The organism is Trinickia sp. (assembly GCF_051961175.1).
In the GTDB taxonomy this organism is placed as follows: Bacteria; Pseudomonadota; Gammaproteobacteria; order Burkholderiales; family Burkholderiaceae; genus Trinickia.
In genome coordinates this window covers 1-16,402 of the sequence record NZ_JBQCDN010000195.1, presented here as the reverse complement: position 1 = coordinate 16,402, position 16,402 = coordinate 1, and the positions used below count along the sequence as shown (strand labels likewise).

Here is a 16,402-nt window from a genome sequence, read left to right as displayed (position 1 = left end):
TGTGCCCACGTTTCAGGCAAGCGCATTCCTCGATTACCGCATTGCGGCTGTGCGCGGGCTCAACGTCAACGCGGGCGTCTACTACGTCGGTGCGCGGCCACTCGATGCCTCGAACTCGGTGTCGCTGCCGGGCTATGTCCGCGTCGATGCCGGTGCGCGCTACCAAACGCGCATCGGCGGTCATACGACGATCTTTCGTGCCGGCGTACAGAACTTGATGGACAAGCGTTACTGGGCCGCGGCGAACTACAACGCCGTATGGCCCGGCCAGCCGCGCACGTTCTTCGTTTCCGCGCAGGTCGACATGTAAGACGGGCCCGAGAAGCCCGGTCACGACAGGCGCCGGACATGACATAGACCATGCCGGCCCGATCCCCACGAAAGCAGCTCAATCGCAGGGCATGCACCGCACCGCCGGTGTGGCATCGCCCGTTTTCTTACGAGGGAAAACGCATGAATCTGTCTGAAGGGATCGATCCATCCGGGTTGCGGCTGGCGTCGAAGTCGCTGGGGATCTACGAGTTGCGCGACGACGAAGTGGCCGGGATCGCGGAAGTCGCGCAAGAACTGATTGCGCATCACGACAGCGTCGAAAGCGCACTGTTCGCGCATGACTGCATGTTGGCTTCACAAGATCTGCCGCGTTCGCTGCGTGCGCTCGCGCATCGCTATCGTCAACTCGAGCTGCCGTGCAGCGTGCTGCTGTTGCGCGGGATGCCGGTAGACGACACCCGCATCGGGCCGTCGCCCGCGCACTGGGATGCCCCCTGGCGCAATCCGGCGTCGCTGCTGGAAGAGGCGATGCAGTGCGTGATGACGTCGTTGCTCGGCGATATGTTCGGCTGGCGTACACAGGAGAACGGCCGCTTTTTGCGCCATATCGTGCCGATCAGAAAAGACCACGCGGAGCAACTCGGCGGGGGCAGCAGCGTGACGCTGGTTTGGCACAACGAGGAGGCGTTTCACGAGCATCGCGCCGATTTCCTCTCAATCCTGTGCTATCGCAACGACGAGTGCGCGCAGACGATTTTCTGCGGGATCGACGAGATCGAAATCCCGAACGAGATGTGGCGTGTGCTCAGTGCGCCGCGTTTCACGATCGTTCCGGACAAATCGCATCTGCCCGAGCAGAACGTCAGCGATCAATGGCGGCTCGACGATCACGTATTCGAGCGCATCCGCCGCATGCACGAAAACCCGGAGCCGGTTCCCGCGTTGTCCGGGTTGCGCGCACACCCGTGGCTGCGCGTGGACGAGGCGTTCATGGCGGCATTGCCCGGCGACGAGGCGGCGCAGCGCGCGTTGCGCTGGCTGATCGATGCGTGCTACGCGCACCAAACGAAAGTCGTCATGCAGCCCGGCGACATGGTCTGGATCGACAACAAGCGCGCGGTTCATGGTCGCACCGTCTATCGGCCGAACTACGGGCCGCGCCAGCGCTGGCTACGGCGCGTCAACGTTCACGTCAACCTGCGCGAGACGCTGCCGTTCCGGCAGGCGCCGGCCACGCGCGAAATTTTGTGAGGCGCCAATGAATACGATAACTGTCGAAATCGATACGGCGATCGGGACCGGGGCCAACACGGACACCGGCACTGACACCGATGCCCGCGCGCGGCGCTTGACGCAGCCTTCGCGCTTGCCTGTGCTTTCCAAGCGCGTGATCGACCAACTTCACTACGACCCGGCGATGGTGCTCGCCGCCGTCGAGCGTGCGTATCTTGGCCTTGGCAGCGGCGAATCCGACAATCCGCGCAAGCTGATGACGCAGCCTCCCGACAAACACTCGGTCGCCTATTCGATGCTGGGCCGCGATGGCGGGCGCCGCACGATCGGTTTCAAGACATCGTACAAGCACGATCCCGAGCATAGCCGCGAACGCCAGAAGTACTACACGACGCTGCTTCTATTCGATGACGAAACGGGCCTGCCCGTGGCCTTGATGGATGGCAGCCTCGTGGGCTCGCTGCGCACGCCGGCCGTCTCGGCGTTGATTGCGCGCGCTTGTGCGCCACGCGCGCGCTCGGCGCTCGTTGTCGGCACCGGGACCCAAGGCCGGATGGCGCTGCCGTTGCTCCTGTGCGCACTTCCTGACGTCGAGCGGTTGATCGTTCATGGCCACTACGGCGATGGCATCGAGGCGGTCCGCCAGACGCTGAAACGCTTTTATCCGGCGCGCGACATCGAGGTCTCGGCGGATCTCGATGCGTCTGCGAGACAGGCGGACATCGTGCTCGGCGTGGCGGGCGCGGGTGCGCCCGAGGCCGTGCGGCACGCGGCGCTCAAGCGCGGCGCGTTGGCGGTGCTGGTCGGCTACGGCATTCACGCCGATGCGCTGCATCGTGCCGATTACCGGATTGCGACCAGTCAGGCACAGATGCAGGTGACGGGACGCGATCTCGTCGACGAGCAGGGACACCTTCCCCCCGTCGATGCCGAGCTGCCGGACATCCTGCTCGGCAGAAAGCCCGCGCGTCGTTCGGATGACGAGATCGTATTCGCATTCAACAGCGGCATGGTCGTGACGGACATCGCGCTCGGCCGGGTGCTGGCGGATGCGGCGCGTGCGCAGGGGCTTGGCGAGGAGGTGGCGCTATGGTGAAGGATGCCCCACGGCTTCCGGCTTCATGGGATCCGGCGATACGCGATTTTGTCGATCGGCATCCTGCGATGCTCCATGAACTCGCGAACGGCTTCGATGCGCCGATCCATCTGCTGTTTCCGGAGCGTTTCGCGCGCAATGCCGCGGCGTTCGAACGCACGCTCGCCGAACATCGCGTCATGGGCCGGGTGTATTACGCGAAGAAGGCGAACAAGGCCCGCTGCTTCGTGCGCGCGGCCGCCGATCTGGGGCTCGGCGTCGATGTCGCGAGTGTCGGCGAGTTCGCGGACGCATTGGCCGCTGGCGTGCGCGGTGACGACCTCGGCGTTTCGGGTCCCGCGAAAGCGAACCCTTTGCTGCGCCTCGCCGTGCGTCACAGCGCATTGATCGCCATCGACAGTCTCGACGAACTGGTGCGTCTCGCCGGCATTGCGCGGCACTGCGGACGTGTTGCACGCATTCTGTTGCGCATGCAACCGGCCTCGCCGCGCGCCACCCGATTCGGCCTGGACGAGGCGTCGCTGGACGCGGCGGTGGCGCTGTGTGCCGAGCATCGATCGGCGATGGTCCTCGAAGGCTTCTCGTTTCACCTGTCCGGCTACAGCGCCCAGGCGCGAAGCGATCAGGCGGCGATCGCGGTGCGCGCCTGCGTATCGGCACGCGCTCGTGATTTGACGCCACAAACCGTCAACATCGGCGGCGGGTTCGCGATGTCGTATGCGAGCGCGAGCGACTGGGCCGATTTTCTGACGGCACATCGCCCGGCGGACTACCACGCGAACAAGACATTCGACGGGTTCTACCCGTATCACGCGGCGGGCGATGGCGCGCACATGCTGGATGCCGTATTGACGGCGGTGCCTGAGGGCGAAGCCAGGCCGCTTGCCGCGTTGCTGTCCGAGCATGGGCTGCAACTCATGCTGGAGCCGGGGCGCGCGCTGCTGGATCAGGCGGGATTCACGTTGTTCGCTGTGCAGGGCGTGAAGGATCGCGGCGACTACGGCATCACGACCGTGAACGGCACGAGTTTCAGTCTCTCGGAGCAATGGTTCGCGAGCGAATTCCTGCCCGATCCGGAATTGCTGACGGCGCCCCATGAGCCGCCTCGCGAGCGGGTGCCGTACCGCGCCTGCGTGGGCGGCGCGAGCTGCCTCGATTCGGACATGGTCACCTGGCGCAAGATCGCCTTCCCGCAACGTCCCGCGCCGGGCGACTTGCTGCTGTACCCCAATACGGCGGGATATCAAATGGATTCGAACGAATCGCCGTTTCATGAATTGCCGCTGCCCCCGAAGCTTGTCGTGACCCTCGACGGCCCGCGTCCGCGTTGGTGCGTCGATCGCCTTTCCACGCTTTCCGGAGTTTGACGATGAATATGCGCTTACTGAGTGAACACCCGACGATTACCGTGCCGGCGATCGTCTCGAAAGTATCGGACCTCATCGGTCGCACGCCGTTGTTCGAACTGATCCGCAAAGCAAACGGCGCGCGCATCCTGCTCAAACTCGAATCGACGAATCCGACGGGCAGCGCGAAGATCCGGATGGCGCGGCAAATGCTCGACGAAGCTGAGCAGGACGGTAGCCTGCGGCCCGCGGGGCGGGTGATCGAGTCGACCTCCGGCAACACCGGCATGGGGCTCGCGCTGCTGGCCGCCGAGCGCGGCTACCGGTTCACGGCCGTCGTCGATCGTCATGCGTCGAAGGACAAGCTGCGCGCCATGCAGGCGTTCGGCGCCGAACTCGTCTACGTGAGCGAGGGGGACGCCTTAGCGACAGCGGACCGCGAGGCGCTTGCCGAGCGAATGGCGGCGGACGATCCCGACAGCATCTGGACCGAGCAACACAACAACCCGGCGAACGGTAACGGTTATCGGACGCTTGCGCGCGAACTGCGCGATGCCCTCGGCGACGGGATCGACTACCTGGTGGGCTCCGTCGGCACAGGGGGCTCGCTGTTCGGGACCGCGCGCGAACTGCGCGCGACGGGGCCGGCGCCGCGTGTGATCGGCGTCGAACCTGTCGGCTCGATTGCGTTCGGCGGCGAAGGCGGGTCGTACTATCAATCGGGCACTGGTACGCCGCCCGGTGCGGAAATTGGCGCACTGGTCGATTACGCGTTGCTCGACGAGGGCGTCAAAGTCACGGACGCCGCCGCGTTCAATACCGCACGCTACGTCGCTCGTAGGAAATCGCTGCTGGTAGGCGGGTCGGCGGGCGGTGTGATCTGGCACGCGCTGAAGATGTTCGACACCTTGCCGCCCGACGCGACGCTCGTCGTGCTGGTTTGCGACGGCGGGGAGAAATACCTCGACTCCGTTTTCGACGACGACTGGATGCGTGCACGCGATCTCCTCGACGATTCCATCTTCCGCGAACTCGATCCCATCTTCGGCGGCGCCGCATGAAGTTGCACCGACTGTTCTGGCTCGACGCCCGCCGCATCGGCGTGCTTGCCGCACCACTCATCCTGACGCAGCTCGCCCAGGTGGCGTTGACGACCACCGACATCGTCATGATGGGCATGCTCGGTCCTCGTGAAGTGGCGGCGGGCGGGCTTGCGTTGACGATCTTCAACCAGTTGCGGACGATGGGGACGGGGCTCGTGACGGGCACCGGCAATCTCGTCGCGTTCGCGAACGGACAGCACGACCGGGCGCAGATCATGCGTCTCGTGCGCGCGGGTTTCGCGCTGTCGACGCTGGCTGCGCTCGCGTTCGCGTTGTTGATGCTGTTTGTCGAAAAGCCGTTGATCTGGCTGGGTCAGGACCCAGCCGTTGCGCGGCAAGCTGCCCTTTATCTTGCGGCTGCCGCGCCGGGCATCTTGCCGTGCCTCTGGTTTCAATCCCTTCGGCAATATTCGGTTGGCTTGCGCAAACCCGGTCCGCTGCTCGCGATCACGGTCGCGTCGGTCGTTGCGAACGCGGTGCTCGACTATGCGTTGATGTTCGGGCGCTTCGGCTTTCCCGCGCTCGGTTTGACCGGGATCGCCTATGCGACGAGCGGTGTGTACCTGCTCTCGTTCATCGCCATGCTCAGCGTCACCAAAAGTCGGCCGGAACTGGCCGAACACCTGTCGCGTGCCGTCTGGCGGGCGGATGCACAGGCTCTGGCGCGGACGTGGAAGATGGGGCTGCCAATCGCGGCGACATACGGCTCCGAGGCGGCGTTCTTCACCGTGCTCACGCTGGTGATCGGCACGCTCGGCACCCACGCGCTGGCCGCGCAGACGATCGTCAACCAGGTCATCTATATCGTGTTCATGATCTCGGTCGGCTTGTCGCATGCGTCTTCGATCAGCATCAGCCACGCTTGCTCGCGGCACGACTATCGCGGTGCGAGGCGGCTCGGCTATACGGGGCTCGCGCTCGGCGTCGGTGCAATGCTGATCGTCGCGCTGCCGTATCTCGTCGCCCCGATGCGCGTGCTTTCATTGTTCCTCGATCGCGGTGTGGCCTCGAACGCCGATGTGCTGCGGCTCGCCACGGGCCTGCTGACGATCGCCGCGCTGTTGCAGCTGTTCGACTGTAGTCAGAACATCGGTGTCGGGATTTTGCGCGGGCTGGGAGACGTCAAGAGCTCGTTCCGCATTTCGATCGTCGGCTACTGGATGATCGGCCTGCCGGTTGCCTGGTCGGTGGGCGTGTGGCTCGGGTACGGGATCTACGGCATCTGGATCGGGCTCGCGATCGGGCTGGCCGCGACGGCGGCGATGCTGCTGCGCCAGTTCGAATGCCGTTTGAACGTGCTGGCACAGCGGCGTACGGCGGAGCCATTATGAAGGAACGTCAGCTGCCGCAGAGCAGGGGGCTCGGTGCGGCCATGCGATCGGGGTCGCCCGCGCGCATGCCCGTGCGGCCGTTCGAATTGAAGAAGCGCGGTCGAGGACGCGCCGGCATGGTCGTTCTTGCGCTTGCGCTCATCGCCACACTCGGCACGGTCGCGCTCGCGAGTCTATGTGCCGGCGAATTGCGACTCACGCCGGCCGAGGCCCTCGCTGCGCTTCGCGATGGCGGGGACACGGCCGCTGCACTCATCGTCCGCGAATTGCGGCTGCCGCGGCTCGTCGCGGCATGGCTGGCGGGCGCCGGCCTCGCGGTGGCCGGCGCGCTGATGCAAGCCATCACGCGCAACCCGCTGGCGGATCCGACGCTGACCGGCGTCGTCAACGGCGCGGCGCTCGCCGTCGTGGCGGCGACAGTGCTGGCGCCTGCGATGCCGGCCGGCGCGCTGCCGTTCGTGGCGCTCTCGGGCGGCGGCGTGGCGGCCTTGCTCGCCTTCGCGCTGGCGTGGCGAGCACGCCTGTCGCCAGTGCGCCTGTTGCTGGCGGGAACGACGATCGCCGCGCTCGGCGGTGCGGGTGTCGTCTCGTTGATGATTGCGGCGGGGCCGCAAGCCGGCCCATTGTTCTTTTGGCTCGCGGGCAGTCTCGCGGCCGTCGGGTGGCAGCAGGTCGGCATGCTGGCGCCATGGATCGTGCTTGGATTGCTCGCGGCGTTGGCCGGCGCGCGCGTACTCGACCCGCTCGCGCTGGGCGACGAAGCCGCGCCAAGTATCGGCCTCGATTTGCTGCGCTGGCGCCTGGCATTTGGGGGCGTCGCTGTCGCGCTGTCGGCATCGGTGGTCGCGATCGCGGGGCCGGTCGGCTTCGTCGGGCTGTGCGTGCCGCACGTCGCGCGCCTCGTGCTCGGCGGCGGGTACCGGCGAACGCTGCCCGTCACGGCGCTTCTCGGCGCGCTGCTGGTGGCGGCTGCCGATCTGGTCGCACGCACGGTGGCCGCGCCGCGCGAATTGCCGGTCGGCTTCTAGACCGCGCTGGTCGCGACGCCGTTGCTGATCGGCTTAATCCGTAGCGAAGAAGGGGCTTCGGCATGACGAACGGATCGAAGCGATCGTCGTACGCGGCGACGGCACGTCGGGTGGTGCCCGTGGCGGGGGGCGCGCTTGCGCTGGCCATGGCCATCCTGATGGCGGTACGTTTCGGCGCGGCTGAGTTCCCCTTGACGACCATGATGCGGGCGCTGGCCGATCGGGGCGTCGCGCACGATGCCGCGTTCGTCTTGTGGGACCTGCGGATGCCTCGCGTTCTGCTGGCGCTGATGATTGGTGCGCAACTCGCTGCGAGCGGGCTTGTCCTGCAGGCGGTCCTGCGTAATCCGCTCGCGGAGCCGGTTGTGATCGGCGTATCGTCGGGCGCGACGCTCGGCGTGATGGTGCTCTTGCTGATCGCCAATTTTGCGGGCTCGATCGACAGCAGCCGGCTCGATGCGTACGACCCGACCTGGACGCCGCTCGTTGCTCAGATCGGCGGCGTGGGGGCGGCCTTCGGTGTGTACGCGCTTGCATGGCGCAACGGAACCACGCCGCTACGCTTGATGTTGATGGGCGTGGCGGTCAGCGCCGCGCTCTATGCCGTCGCGATGACGATTCTCGCGGGCTGGGGTTCGAGCCGGATCGAAGTTCTGCTGACGTGGATGAGCGGCAATCTGTATGCGCGTGGTTGGCGCGATGTCGCGCTGCTCGCGCCATGGGCCCTGGCGACGATCGTACTGCTGCCGCCGATCCTGCGCGTCGCGCAGGTGCTCTCGCTCGGCGACGATGCCGCCGCAAGCGTCGGACTCGATGTGGAACGCTGGCGCCTCGTCGCGATTGCCTATGCGGGCGCGGCGGCCGCCTGCGCCGTGGCGATCGCCGGCCCCATTGGATTCGTCGGTTTGGTCGCGCCGCACCTCGCACGGCTCGCCGTAGGCGGGACACTTGTGCGGCAAGCGCCCTGTGCGTTGCTGTGCGGCGCATTGATCGCCGCGCTCGCGGATCTGGCGGGGCGCGTCCTCGTCGCGCCCGCGGAGATTCCGGTTGGCGCGGTCACTGCGCTCGTCGGCGCGCCGCTCTTTCTTTATCTGCTTTCCCGATCCTCCCGATGACACTGATTGCCGATGATCTTTCGCTCGGCTACGGCGCGCGCCGTATCGTCGACAACCTGTCGCTGTCGATCGAGCCTGGCCGGACGACCGTGCTGCTCGGCCCGAACGGTTCGGGCAAGAGCACGCTGCTGCGCGCGCTAGCCGGGTTGCTCGCGCCGCGCGAGGGGCGCGTGCTGCTCGACAGCGTGCCGCTCCATCACTGGCCGCGCCGCAAGCTGGCGCGGCGTGTCGCCTTTCTGTCACAGGCCCAGGACGTGCCCGCCGGCCTGACGGTACGGGAACTCGTTCGTCATGGGCGGTTCGCGCACCGCAAGTGGCTGAGCGGCGAGACCGGCGACGATCGCGAAGCGGTGGATTGGGCACTGGACGCGACGGGTCTCGCCGCGATGTGTGACCGTTCGCTGCTCGCGCTGTCGGGCGGCGAACGGCAGCGTGCGTGGATCGCGATGGCGCTCGCGCAGCGGGCGGACATCGTCCTGCTGGACGAGCCGACTACCTATCTGGATCTCGGGCATCAGCTCGATGTCATGCAGACGCTGCGGCATTTAAACCGCGAACTCGGGTTGACGCTCGTGATGTCGTTGCATGACATGAACCAGGCGATGCGCTTTGCCGATCGAGCGGTCGTGATGAGGGAAGGCCGGCTTGTCGCCGACGGTGCACCGGTGGAGGTATTGACGCCGGCGTTCGTCGCGGATGTCTTCCAGGTGCACAGCGAGCGCCTGTACGGCGCCAGCGATGGCGTGCCGGTGTGTCATCCGCTGGGCACGACGCTACCGGCAAACGAGCCTGGAAACACGCCGACAAACACGCCGACAAACACGCCGACGAATGCGCCGACAAATGCGCCGTCGAACACGCAGCAATGCGGCCGCCATGTCGCGCCGCTTTTTGCGGGGGCGTCCAATGATCGATCGTAAGCGCCGTGCGCTCAGCTTTGCGTTGCCCGCATCGATCGCGAGCCTGCTGTCATCGCGTGCTCGCGCGGCAACGCAAACGCAGGGTGCGCCGTATCGCGTAGTCGACGATCGCGGCGCGACACTGCGCTTCGATGCCGTGCCGTGCCGGCTGGCGACGGTTTCGTATTTCGGCGCGGATACGGCGCTCGCGCTCGGCGTGCAGCCGGTGGCATCGACATTCCTCGTGCGCGGGCGCCAGCCCGCCTATCTGCTCGACCGGATGGAACGAGTACTCGATCTTGGCCAACGTGCAAGCCCGAGTCTCGAGCTGCTGGCGAGCGCGCATCCCGATCTGATCGTGGCGATGCGGCGCTACACGGAAGCGAATGCGGCGCGGCTTCAGCAGATCGCACCTTATCTCGCGCTCGATCTCGAGGTGCGGGAGGATAGCGACCGCGGCATCGAGCGAGTCGGCGCGGCACTGGGCCGGCCCGGCGCCGCCGTGGCACTGAATCGGCGCTTTGTCGATGTGCTCGCGGGATTCCGCGCGCGTTCGGTGTCGCGCATGCGCGCACCGCGTTATCTGTTCGTCTGGGGCACGGGCGCCGCACCGTGGGCCTTCTATGACGAGAACATGACCTGCTCGCTGCTGGGCGCGCTAGGCGGCGTGAACGTCGCCGGCCGCAATCCGCTGCCGGCGCGACGGGACAACACCGCGTTTCAAATGAGTCTCGAGACACTGCTGATCGCCAAGCCCGAGATCGTCTTCGTCTACGACGACGGCGGCGCACCCGCCTTCGATGCGAATCCGGTATGGCAATACCTGATCAACGTGCGACGCGTCCGGATCGTGCGCGTCGGCGATCACTGGATCGAATCGTTCGGTCCGATCGCACGTCATGCGGTGTTGGCGGAGGCCGCCGCGCATTTGCATCCCGGCCAATTCGCCACGCCCGATCTGCGCGCCATCGCGTCGTCATATTTGGCGCGCGCGGCTTGATATTTCAACGATCGATTTCATAGGACTACGCCATGCATACGCAGCTCGGCCCCTGGGCCGTCGAACTGATCGCCACGGAGCGGATCTTGCCGAACGAAGAGCATGATGAGGCGCGCTTGCTGGACGTGCTGAACAGCATCGAGCGCGCCGGCCGCTGGACGGCGCCGATTGTGCTGGAGCGCGCGAGCCTTGCGGTGATGGACGGCCATCATCGGCTGGCGGCTGCGAAGCGTTTGTCGTTGCCGCGGGTCCCGTGCGTCCTGCTCGATTACGGACAGGTTGGCGTTCAGACACGGCGCCCGGAATTCCAGGTCGATGCGACGCAGATCGTTGCGCGTTCGCTCGCTCGTATGCTGTACCCGCCAAAGACGACGCGACACATTTTTCCAAGCCCACTGCCGCCTTGCAACATTGAGCTTGCCGTACTCACGTCGACATCGGGCGTCGACTGGCGGTGCGGTTCGGGCCGATCCGCTGTGCGCGGATAGTGGCCCTGCCGCTCAGCCAGACGCACAGGATCGCATCAGTCGCCGGTCCGCCCGGGCAATTGGTCGGGCTCCGGCTCCGGCGTGCCGATGTCGGGCACGTCGTCGGGCGTGCCGGGGCTCGGGGCATCGGGGATCGTCGGCTGATCGGGGATGGGCGGTTCGGTGGGATCGCTGGCATGAAGGGGAATGAACATAACGTACTCCTCGGTTCGCTCTGATCTGGCTCGGGTTTCGACCGTCAAGCGCCGTCCCACTGCATGCTGAGGCCGCCGTCGATGGTCCAGGTTTGACCGGTGACATAGTCGCCCTCGTCCGATGCCGGAGTCGGCGCCCGTGACGAGCGCGCGTTTGTCTTTCAGTTTCATCGGGAGCTCCCATGCTGAATGAAGCGGTTCGCATCCCGCGACACAGGCGCGCAAGCGCCGTACCGGCGACCGGGGCACAATGTCTGCTGCAACGATTGCATCGGCCTGCGCCATCCGTGCAAAACCAAACGGGCTGACACATTGCATCGCGCTCATCGTGGAAGGGCAGTCATGACGGAAGACAACGGATATGCGAAGACGGCGCCGACGCGCGCCGAGGTGGATGCGTTCGCGGGCGCAACAGTCCTCGAGTTCGGCACCGATTGGTGCGGTTATTGCCAAGGTGCGCAGCGCCATATCGCGGCGTCGCTGGCGCAAGCCCCGCAATTGCGGCATATGAAGATCGAGGACGGACCCGGGCGGCCGCTCGGGCGCTCGTTCAGGGTCAAGCTGTGGCCGACGCTGATTTTCCTGCGTGACGGCGTCGAGGTCGCGCGCGTGGTGCGGCCGATCGATGCGCGTGCCGTCGACGAAGGCGTGACGGCGCTTGCCGCGGCCCCGGGCGGATCCCCGTCGATAAACAGGTAGAACGATCTTTATGTTTTAAATTAACGTTTGCCTTACTGATTCGGTGAAGTCGGGATTGAGCGCGTAATAGATAAATATAAATTAAGTTCCCCGCTCTATTCGTAGGCTGACCAGGCATTCCATTCCCAGTGTGGCCGTGAAGGCCTATTATCCACTTGCCTTGACAAGCGATTTATTCGAGCCTAGTTTCTTAGCGCCGATGTCTTCGGCGTATCTGCATCTGCAATACCCTCCGAAATCCTGAAGTAAAAAGCTCCAAAGACGTTCCGTATTGTTCGGTAATTATTTCGTGCGGTTCGATAGCAGGCTCTTGGTCGTGATCGAGAAGAGGGCTGAGTGTCGACCGGCGTCGGGCAGTGCGCGCCGCAAAACGGTTCGCAACGCGCGGCACGGTCATCGAGAAACGGCAACTCAACTACCAAGGACAAAAATGAAGAAGCGAAATAGGAGTGGTACCTTGATTCCCGTGCGCCCGGCGCGCAGCGGGCTCTGGCTCAGTGCGATGGCTGTCGCGGCCCTTGCGTTGGCTGGTTGCGGCGGTGGCGACGGCGGCTCGTCGGTCGGTTCGGCTGCGAGCGCGAATGCGCAGCAGATCGCGGCCGCGGCACAAACGCCGGGGGCGAACGCACAAGCGCAGGGTTGCGCGACCGATCAGCCCTATACCGACCCCGTTGCTTATTCGTCGAACGCGGGCGATAGCCTGGATCCGACGCAAGTGTCGGAAAAGGCTGCGATCATGCATCACACGTGGACGTCGGGCAAGAAGACGATCAACTACACGACGACGACAGGGCACCTGACGGCGTCCGATCTCGGCGGCAATGCCGAGGCGACGATGTCGTACGTCGCCTATACGGCACCGAGCACGAACGGCAAGCCGCGGCCCGTGACCTTCTTCTACAACGGCGGTCCCGGCTCCTCGTCGATCTGGCTGCGGCTCGGCTCGTTCGCCCCCACGCGCGTGGCAACGCCCGATCCGTTGATGACGAATTGGCCGAACTTCCCGCTCGTCAATAACGCACAGAGCTTGATCGATACGACCGACATGGTCTTCATCGATCCGCCGGGCACCGGGCTGTCAGAAGCGATCGCGCCAAACACGAACCAGAAATACTGGGGCAGCGACGCGGATGTGGGCATCATGCGCGACTTCATCCGCCGCTACATTTCCGCCAACAACCGAACGAATGCGCCGCTGTATCTGTATGGCGAATCGTACGGGACGCCGCGTACCGATATGCTCGCGCTGTCGCTCGAATCGGCCGGTGTGCACCTGACGGGGATCATGCTGCAATCGTCGATCCTGAACTATTTCGCCGATGCGATCGAAGCCGTCGCGATTCTGAGCGGCAATACGATCGATATGGATGCGCTCAAGCTCGATACGGATACGTTGAGCGGCTACTACCCGGGCTACGCCGCGGTCGCTTCTTACTTCAACCAAGTGACAATGCCCGGTGTGCAGGTCGACCCGGCGCTGTTCGCATTCCAGTCGGAATTGTTTGCCTCGACGCACTATTCCGCGTTCAAGCAGTACGCGCAGTCCTGGGTGCTCAGCCAATTGGGCGTGCCGGACTTCCTGGGGCCGCCGGTGTTCCCGGGTTCGCCGACGCTGGCTTCGTGGACGTGGGCTTCGGGCCTGTCGATGCAAGCGTTGAGCGGCTACTTCAACGTCAATCCGTTCAACACGGCGATGCTGCCGGGCACGACGATCGGCCGCTACGACGGACGCGTGTCGCTGCCCGATTCGGACCCGCGCCTGCAATCGGACGGCGATCCGTCGGATATCTTGATTGCGCAGCCGTTCACGACGGCGCTCGCGACGCAGATGCCGACGTACCTCGGCTACACGGCACCGAACGCGACGTACATGCCGCTGAACGACAACATCATCAACGTCTGGGATTTCTCGCATGACGGCCAGCCGCTGCCCGATACGATTCCCGACTTGTTGGCGGCGATCGAGTTGAACCCGCAGTTGAAGGTGCTGGCGTTGAACGGATATCACGATCTGGCCACGCCGTTCTTCAACACGGAAAAGCAGCTCGCGCGTCTGCAAACGGTGCAAGGCTTCAATCCGAACTTGCAAGTGACGTTCTACCCGGGCGGCCACATGATCTATCTCGACGATCATGCGCGTCCGAAGATGAAGTCGGATTTGCGTGACTTCTATGCTGGCCGGCAGGCGCCCGATGCGCTGGGCTTGTGGATGCTGCCTCCGCCGTGGGATGACGAAAGCCCGGCAGGCACGTCGACTTTGGCGGCGGCGCAGACCACGCGTCAATAGTGCGATGTTCGGCACTGGCGATGGCTCGTTACTTCGGCTACTTTTTACTTGTGAGCGGATCATGTCACCCATCGATATGCTGCGACGGCTAACTCCCTTGATTCCTTTGATCGCGTTCGGTTTGCTGGCCGGCGCGGCGCATGCGGCGGCGCTGCAAGCCGTGGCGCCAGTCCATCTTCCGCACCGCGGTAGCGGCGTGGACGGCCCCTACTTTCCCGCCAAACGCGCCCAGGCTGCGATGCCCACGACGGGCAGCACGCTGCAAGCGCAGGCGCAGCAACGGCTCGACGCTCGCCTCGGCGCGAACACCGTGCTCAGCAACGGCGCGGCGATTACCCAATCCCAGGCGCAAGCCAACGGGCTCGGGTATATCGCCAAGCACTTCGACGAGATCGATACGGCGCATAGCGGGCGCGTCACGATGAGCGACGTCAAGCAGTACCTGCAACAGCGTCAGCGCCAGCAGTAACGGCGCACAAACGCCGCCTTGAGCGGGGTCATGCGGCCCGCGTGCGTTCAGACGCGCGCGGGCCGTTTCACATGTGCGCGCTCGAACGAGGGTTCCCTGCATCGTTGGCATGCCGGTTGCAACTCACCGCATAGGGAGTTCCCGCAATCGTTCTATCGGAGGTGTCTCATGCCCGAACGCAAAACGATCGCACGTGCGCAAGCCGACAAGCGCGCCGGCAAGGCGGCGTCGACCCAGGCAGGCGAATTTGTCAAAGAGGAAATCGACCACGTGCGCAGCGGCAAGCATGGCGTGCGTTCGGCCAAGCAGGCCGTGGCGATCGGCTTGTCGAAAGCACGTCGCGCGGGTGTCGCGCTGAAGCCGCCGAAGAAGGGCGAAACGAGCGAGGCGACACGCAAGAAAGCGGAAAAGGACGCGGCCGCGGGGCAGGGCAAGAACACGCATTCGGCGAGTACCGAAACGAAGGCCAAGCGTTCGCGCACGACGACGTCGGTGCTCGAGAAGGAAAGCCGGCGTGGCGCGTCGCACGCAGCTGTCTCGAAGCAGGCAAAATCGGCTGCCGCTAAACGGCCGGCCGCGAGCCGCTCCGCCGCTGCGAAAAAAGCCGCGCAAACGAAAGGCGCTGCCGGCCGCTCGGCCGCCGCGAAAAAGGCCGCCCGCACGCGTGCCGCACGTGCTCATTCGCACCATTGAGCGCGGGCTGCTTCACTCGTTCCGCAGCATCCCTCAGATGATTGCATAGACGCGCGAGCGCGTCGATGCGCGTTTACCTGATCCAAAAACTTCGCGCAGGCTGGTGCCGGATTCTAAAGAATCTGAAAGGTGGGGTCGTTAACGCATGCATGAGCCGAAGAACGCGGCTTGCTGTCTCGCCGGTTCAGTAAGGCCGGCCGAGAGCACACAAGAAATCGCTACGGGGGTAGTACCTTGAATCAGCAAAAAACGTCCTGGACGCGTACGGCCGCGCCTGGCGAAGTGATTTATTCGGAAGGATTCGCCGGGGAGCCGGTCCTCTATGTCATCACCGAGGGCAAGGTCGAACTTTCGACGCGCTGCGATGACAAGAAGGTCGTGCTGGCCACCGTCGGCAAGGGCGAGTTCTTCGGCGAAGCGGTGCTGCTGCAAGCCGAACCGCGGGCCCATACGGCCAAAGCGTTGTCGTTCTGCCAGCTCACGGTGATACACGCGAGCATGGTGGAGGAAGAGCTCGAACGCGCTTCGCCGCTGCTGCGCCACATCGTGCGCACGACGATTCGCCGGGGCCGCAAGAAGGACGATCTGCTCGCCACTTATACGCATGCCGATTTTCTGCCGGGCGTGGTGTCGTATGCCCACGTTCTCGCGCTGATGGCGCATGTGGACAATGCCGATTCGATGGACGGACGCATGCGCCGGGGCCAGACCGACGAAGTGGCGGTGCCGCTGCCCGAAGTCATCAAGAAATGCCGGGCGATCGCGGGGCATTCGCGGCCGCACGTGATGACGATGCTCGGGCGCATGGAAAAGCTGAACCTCGTTTCGCTGGGCACGGGACGCGCCGAGCACCTGAGCGGCAATTCCCGCTTCGGGGGTGACGCGGCATCGAACCGCCAGGTGGTGACGTTCGACCCGGCTCGCATTACCGACCGCGCTCAGCAAGTGGCCGATCAGGATCTCGATATTGCCATCAACAGCGAGCTCGAACTGATCGAACTGGCCGATCTGGAAGCGCTGGTCGGCGTCGAGCGCAAGATGCTGCTCAACAAGCTGTCGCACGACGAAATCGCCGAAGACGTGTTCGCGTTCCGCAAGACGAAGGTGCTGCACTACGTGGAAGAGAAGGGCGTCAGCTACTTCGCGAA

17 protein-coding genes and 1 pseudogene are annotated in these 16,402 nt (G+C 65.0%); 16 read left to right on the top strand and 2 right to left on the bottom strand.

The features are described from left to right. From ACTHL0_RS11480 to ACTHL0_RS11430, 11 genes are all read left to right on the top strand, one after another. Positions 1-310 (top strand): TonB-dependent receptor domain-containing protein (locus ACTHL0_RS11480; RefSeq protein WP_440566861.1); only part of this gene is annotated, 310 nt, incomplete at its 5' end. Between the two features lie 143 nt (positions 311-453). Further along, positions 454-1,524 (top strand): TauD/TfdA family dioxygenase, encoded by a 1,071-nt coding sequence (locus ACTHL0_RS11475; RefSeq protein WP_440566860.1) that lies wholly within the window; start codon positions 454-456, stop codon positions 1,522-1,524. A gap of 7 nt (positions 1,525-1,531) precedes the next feature. Next, positions 1,532-2,602 (top strand): ornithine cyclodeaminase family protein, encoded by a 1,071-nt coding sequence (locus tag ACTHL0_RS11470; protein ID WP_440566859.1) that lies wholly within the window; start codon positions 1,532-1,534, stop codon positions 2,600-2,602. After that, positions 2,596-3,969: an alanine racemase gene (locus tag ACTHL0_RS11465; RefSeq protein WP_440566858.1), complete on the top strand. Its 1,374-nt coding sequence runs from the start codon at positions 2,596-2,598 to the stop codon at positions 3,967-3,969. Before ACTHL0_RS11470 ends, ACTHL0_RS11465 begins: the two co-directional genes overlap by 7 nt. Before the next feature lie 2 nt (positions 3,970-3,971). Further along, positions 3,972-5,009, top strand: coding sequence for a cysteine synthase family protein (locus ACTHL0_RS11460; protein WP_440566857.1), 1,038 nt, complete (start codon positions 3,972-3,974; stop codon positions 5,007-5,009). Further along, positions 5,006-6,382, top strand: a complete 1,377-nt coding sequence (locus tag ACTHL0_RS11455) for an MATE family efflux transporter (RefSeq protein WP_440566856.1) — start codon at positions 5,006-5,008, stop codon at positions 6,380-6,382. The genes ACTHL0_RS11460 and ACTHL0_RS11455 overlap by 4 nt, the downstream gene beginning before the upstream one ends. Then, positions 6,379-7,410 (top strand): FecCD family ABC transporter permease, encoded by a 1,032-nt coding sequence (locus ACTHL0_RS11450; RefSeq protein WP_440566855.1) that lies wholly within the window; start codon positions 6,379-6,381, stop codon positions 7,408-7,410. Before ACTHL0_RS11455 ends, ACTHL0_RS11450 begins: the two co-directional genes overlap by 4 nt. A gap of 62 nt (positions 7,411-7,472) precedes the next feature. Further along, the gene (locus ACTHL0_RS11445; RefSeq protein WP_440566854.1) at positions 7,473-8,525 is read left to right on the top strand and encodes a FecCD family ABC transporter permease; all 1,053 of its coding nucleotides are present in this window, start codon (positions 7,473-7,475) and stop codon (positions 8,523-8,525) included. Then, positions 8,522-9,445, top strand: a complete 924-nt coding sequence (locus tag ACTHL0_RS11440; protein ID WP_440566853.1) for an ABC transporter ATP-binding protein — start codon at positions 8,522-8,524, stop codon at positions 9,443-9,445. Before ACTHL0_RS11445 ends, ACTHL0_RS11440 begins: the two co-directional genes overlap by 4 nt. Then, complete coding sequence (locus ACTHL0_RS11435; RefSeq protein ID WP_440566852.1) at positions 9,432-10,424, top strand: ABC transporter substrate-binding protein; 993 nt, start codon at positions 9,432-9,434, stop codon at positions 10,422-10,424. Before ACTHL0_RS11440 ends, ACTHL0_RS11435 begins: the two co-directional genes overlap by 14 nt. Before the next feature lie 32 nt (positions 10,425-10,456). Next, positions 10,457-10,912: a ParB N-terminal domain-containing protein gene (locus ACTHL0_RS11430; RefSeq protein WP_440566851.1), complete on the top strand. Its 456-nt coding sequence runs from the start codon at positions 10,457-10,459 to the stop codon at positions 10,910-10,912. 35 nt (positions 10,913-10,947) lie between these two features. On the opposite strand, the gene ACTHL0_RS11425 is transcribed toward ACTHL0_RS11430, so the two are convergent. Continuing rightward, positions 10,948-11,106, bottom strand: a complete 159-nt coding sequence (locus ACTHL0_RS11425; RefSeq protein WP_440566850.1) for a hypothetical protein — start codon at positions 11,104-11,106, stop codon at positions 10,948-10,950. A 44-nt stretch (positions 11,107-11,150) separates the two neighbouring features. Continuing rightward, positions 11,151-11,231 (bottom strand): annotated as a pseudogene (locus ACTHL0_RS11420) (glucose 1-dehydrogenase); the annotation flags it as partial. Positions 11,232-11,448: 217 nt separating this feature from the next. On the opposite strand from ACTHL0_RS11420, the gene ACTHL0_RS11415 reads away from it, so the two are divergent. The 5 genes from ACTHL0_RS11415 to ACTHL0_RS11395 all read left to right on the top strand — a co-directional run. Then, positions 11,449-11,805 carry a thioredoxin family protein gene (locus tag ACTHL0_RS11415; protein WP_440566848.1) on the top strand — a complete coding sequence of 119 codons (357 nt, stop codon included), beginning with the start codon at positions 11,449-11,451 and terminating at the stop codon, positions 11,803-11,805. A 430-nt stretch (positions 11,806-12,235) separates the two neighbouring features. Next, a complete protein-coding gene (locus tag ACTHL0_RS11410) occupies positions 12,236-14,092 on the top strand; it encodes a S10 family serine carboxypeptidase-like protein (RefSeq protein ID WP_440566847.1) in 1,857 nt (618 codons plus the stop codon). Positions 14,093-14,153: 61 nt separating this feature from the next. Beyond that, positions 14,154-14,561, top strand: coding sequence for a 2-oxoglutarate dehydrogenase (locus tag ACTHL0_RS11405; protein WP_440566846.1), 408 nt, complete (start codon positions 14,154-14,156; stop codon positions 14,559-14,561). A 168-nt stretch (positions 14,562-14,729) separates the two neighbouring features. Then, a complete protein-coding gene (locus ACTHL0_RS11400; RefSeq protein WP_440566845.1) occupies positions 14,730-15,254 on the top strand; it encodes a DUF6496 domain-containing protein in 525 nt (174 codons plus the stop codon). Positions 15,255-15,488: 234 nt separating this feature from the next. Continuing rightward, positions 15,489-16,402: Crp/Fnr family transcriptional regulator (locus ACTHL0_RS11395; RefSeq protein ID WP_440566844.1), on the top strand; the 914-nt coding region annotated here is incomplete at its 3' end.

Coding starts and splice junctions, on each gene's coding strand:
- ACTHL0_RS11450 (WP_440566855.1), top strand. CDS start 6,379: ATGAAGGAACGTCAGCTGCCGCAGAGCAGGGGGCTCGGTGCGGCCATG.
- ACTHL0_RS11470 (WP_440566859.1), top strand. CDS start 1,532: ATGAATACGATAACTGTCGAAATCGATACGGCGATCGGGACCGGGGCC.
- ACTHL0_RS11460 (WP_440566857.1), top strand. CDS start 3,972: ATGAATATGCGCTTACTGAGTGAACACCCGACGATTACCGTGCCGGCG.
- ACTHL0_RS11445 (WP_440566854.1), top strand. CDS start 7,473: ATGACGAACGGATCGAAGCGATCGTCGTACGCGGCGACGGCACGTCGG.
- ACTHL0_RS11455 (WP_440566856.1), top strand. CDS start 5,006: ATGAAGTTGCACCGACTGTTCTGGCTCGACGCCCGCCGCATCGGCGTG.
- ACTHL0_RS11425 (WP_440566850.1), bottom strand. CDS start 11,106: ATGTTCATTCCCCTTCATGCCAGCGATCCCACCGAACCGCCCATCCCC.
- ACTHL0_RS11430 (WP_440566851.1), top strand. CDS start 10,457: ATGCATACGCAGCTCGGCCCCTGGGCCGTCGAACTGATCGCCACGGAG.
- ACTHL0_RS11410 (WP_440566847.1), top strand. CDS start 12,236: ATGAAGAAGCGAAATAGGAGTGGTACCTTGATTCCCGTGCGCCCGGCG.
- ACTHL0_RS11405 (WP_440566846.1), top strand. CDS start 14,154: ATGTCACCCATCGATATGCTGCGACGGCTAACTCCCTTGATTCCTTTG.
- ACTHL0_RS11400 (WP_440566845.1), top strand. CDS start 14,730: ATGCCCGAACGCAAAACGATCGCACGTGCGCAAGCCGACAAGCGCGCC.
- ACTHL0_RS11475 (WP_440566860.1), top strand. CDS start 454: ATGAATCTGTCTGAAGGGATCGATCCATCCGGGTTGCGGCTGGCGTCG.
- ACTHL0_RS11440 (WP_440566853.1), top strand. CDS start 8,522: ATGACACTGATTGCCGATGATCTTTCGCTCGGCTACGGCGCGCGCCGT.
- ACTHL0_RS11435 (WP_440566852.1), top strand. CDS start 9,432: ATGATCGATCGTAAGCGCCGTGCGCTCAGCTTTGCGTTGCCCGCATCG.
- ACTHL0_RS11465 (WP_440566858.1), top strand. CDS start 2,596: ATGGTGAAGGATGCCCCACGGCTTCCGGCTTCATGGGATCCGGCGATA.
- ACTHL0_RS11415 (WP_440566848.1), top strand. CDS start 11,449: ATGACGGAAGACAACGGATATGCGAAGACGGCGCCGACGCGCGCCGAG.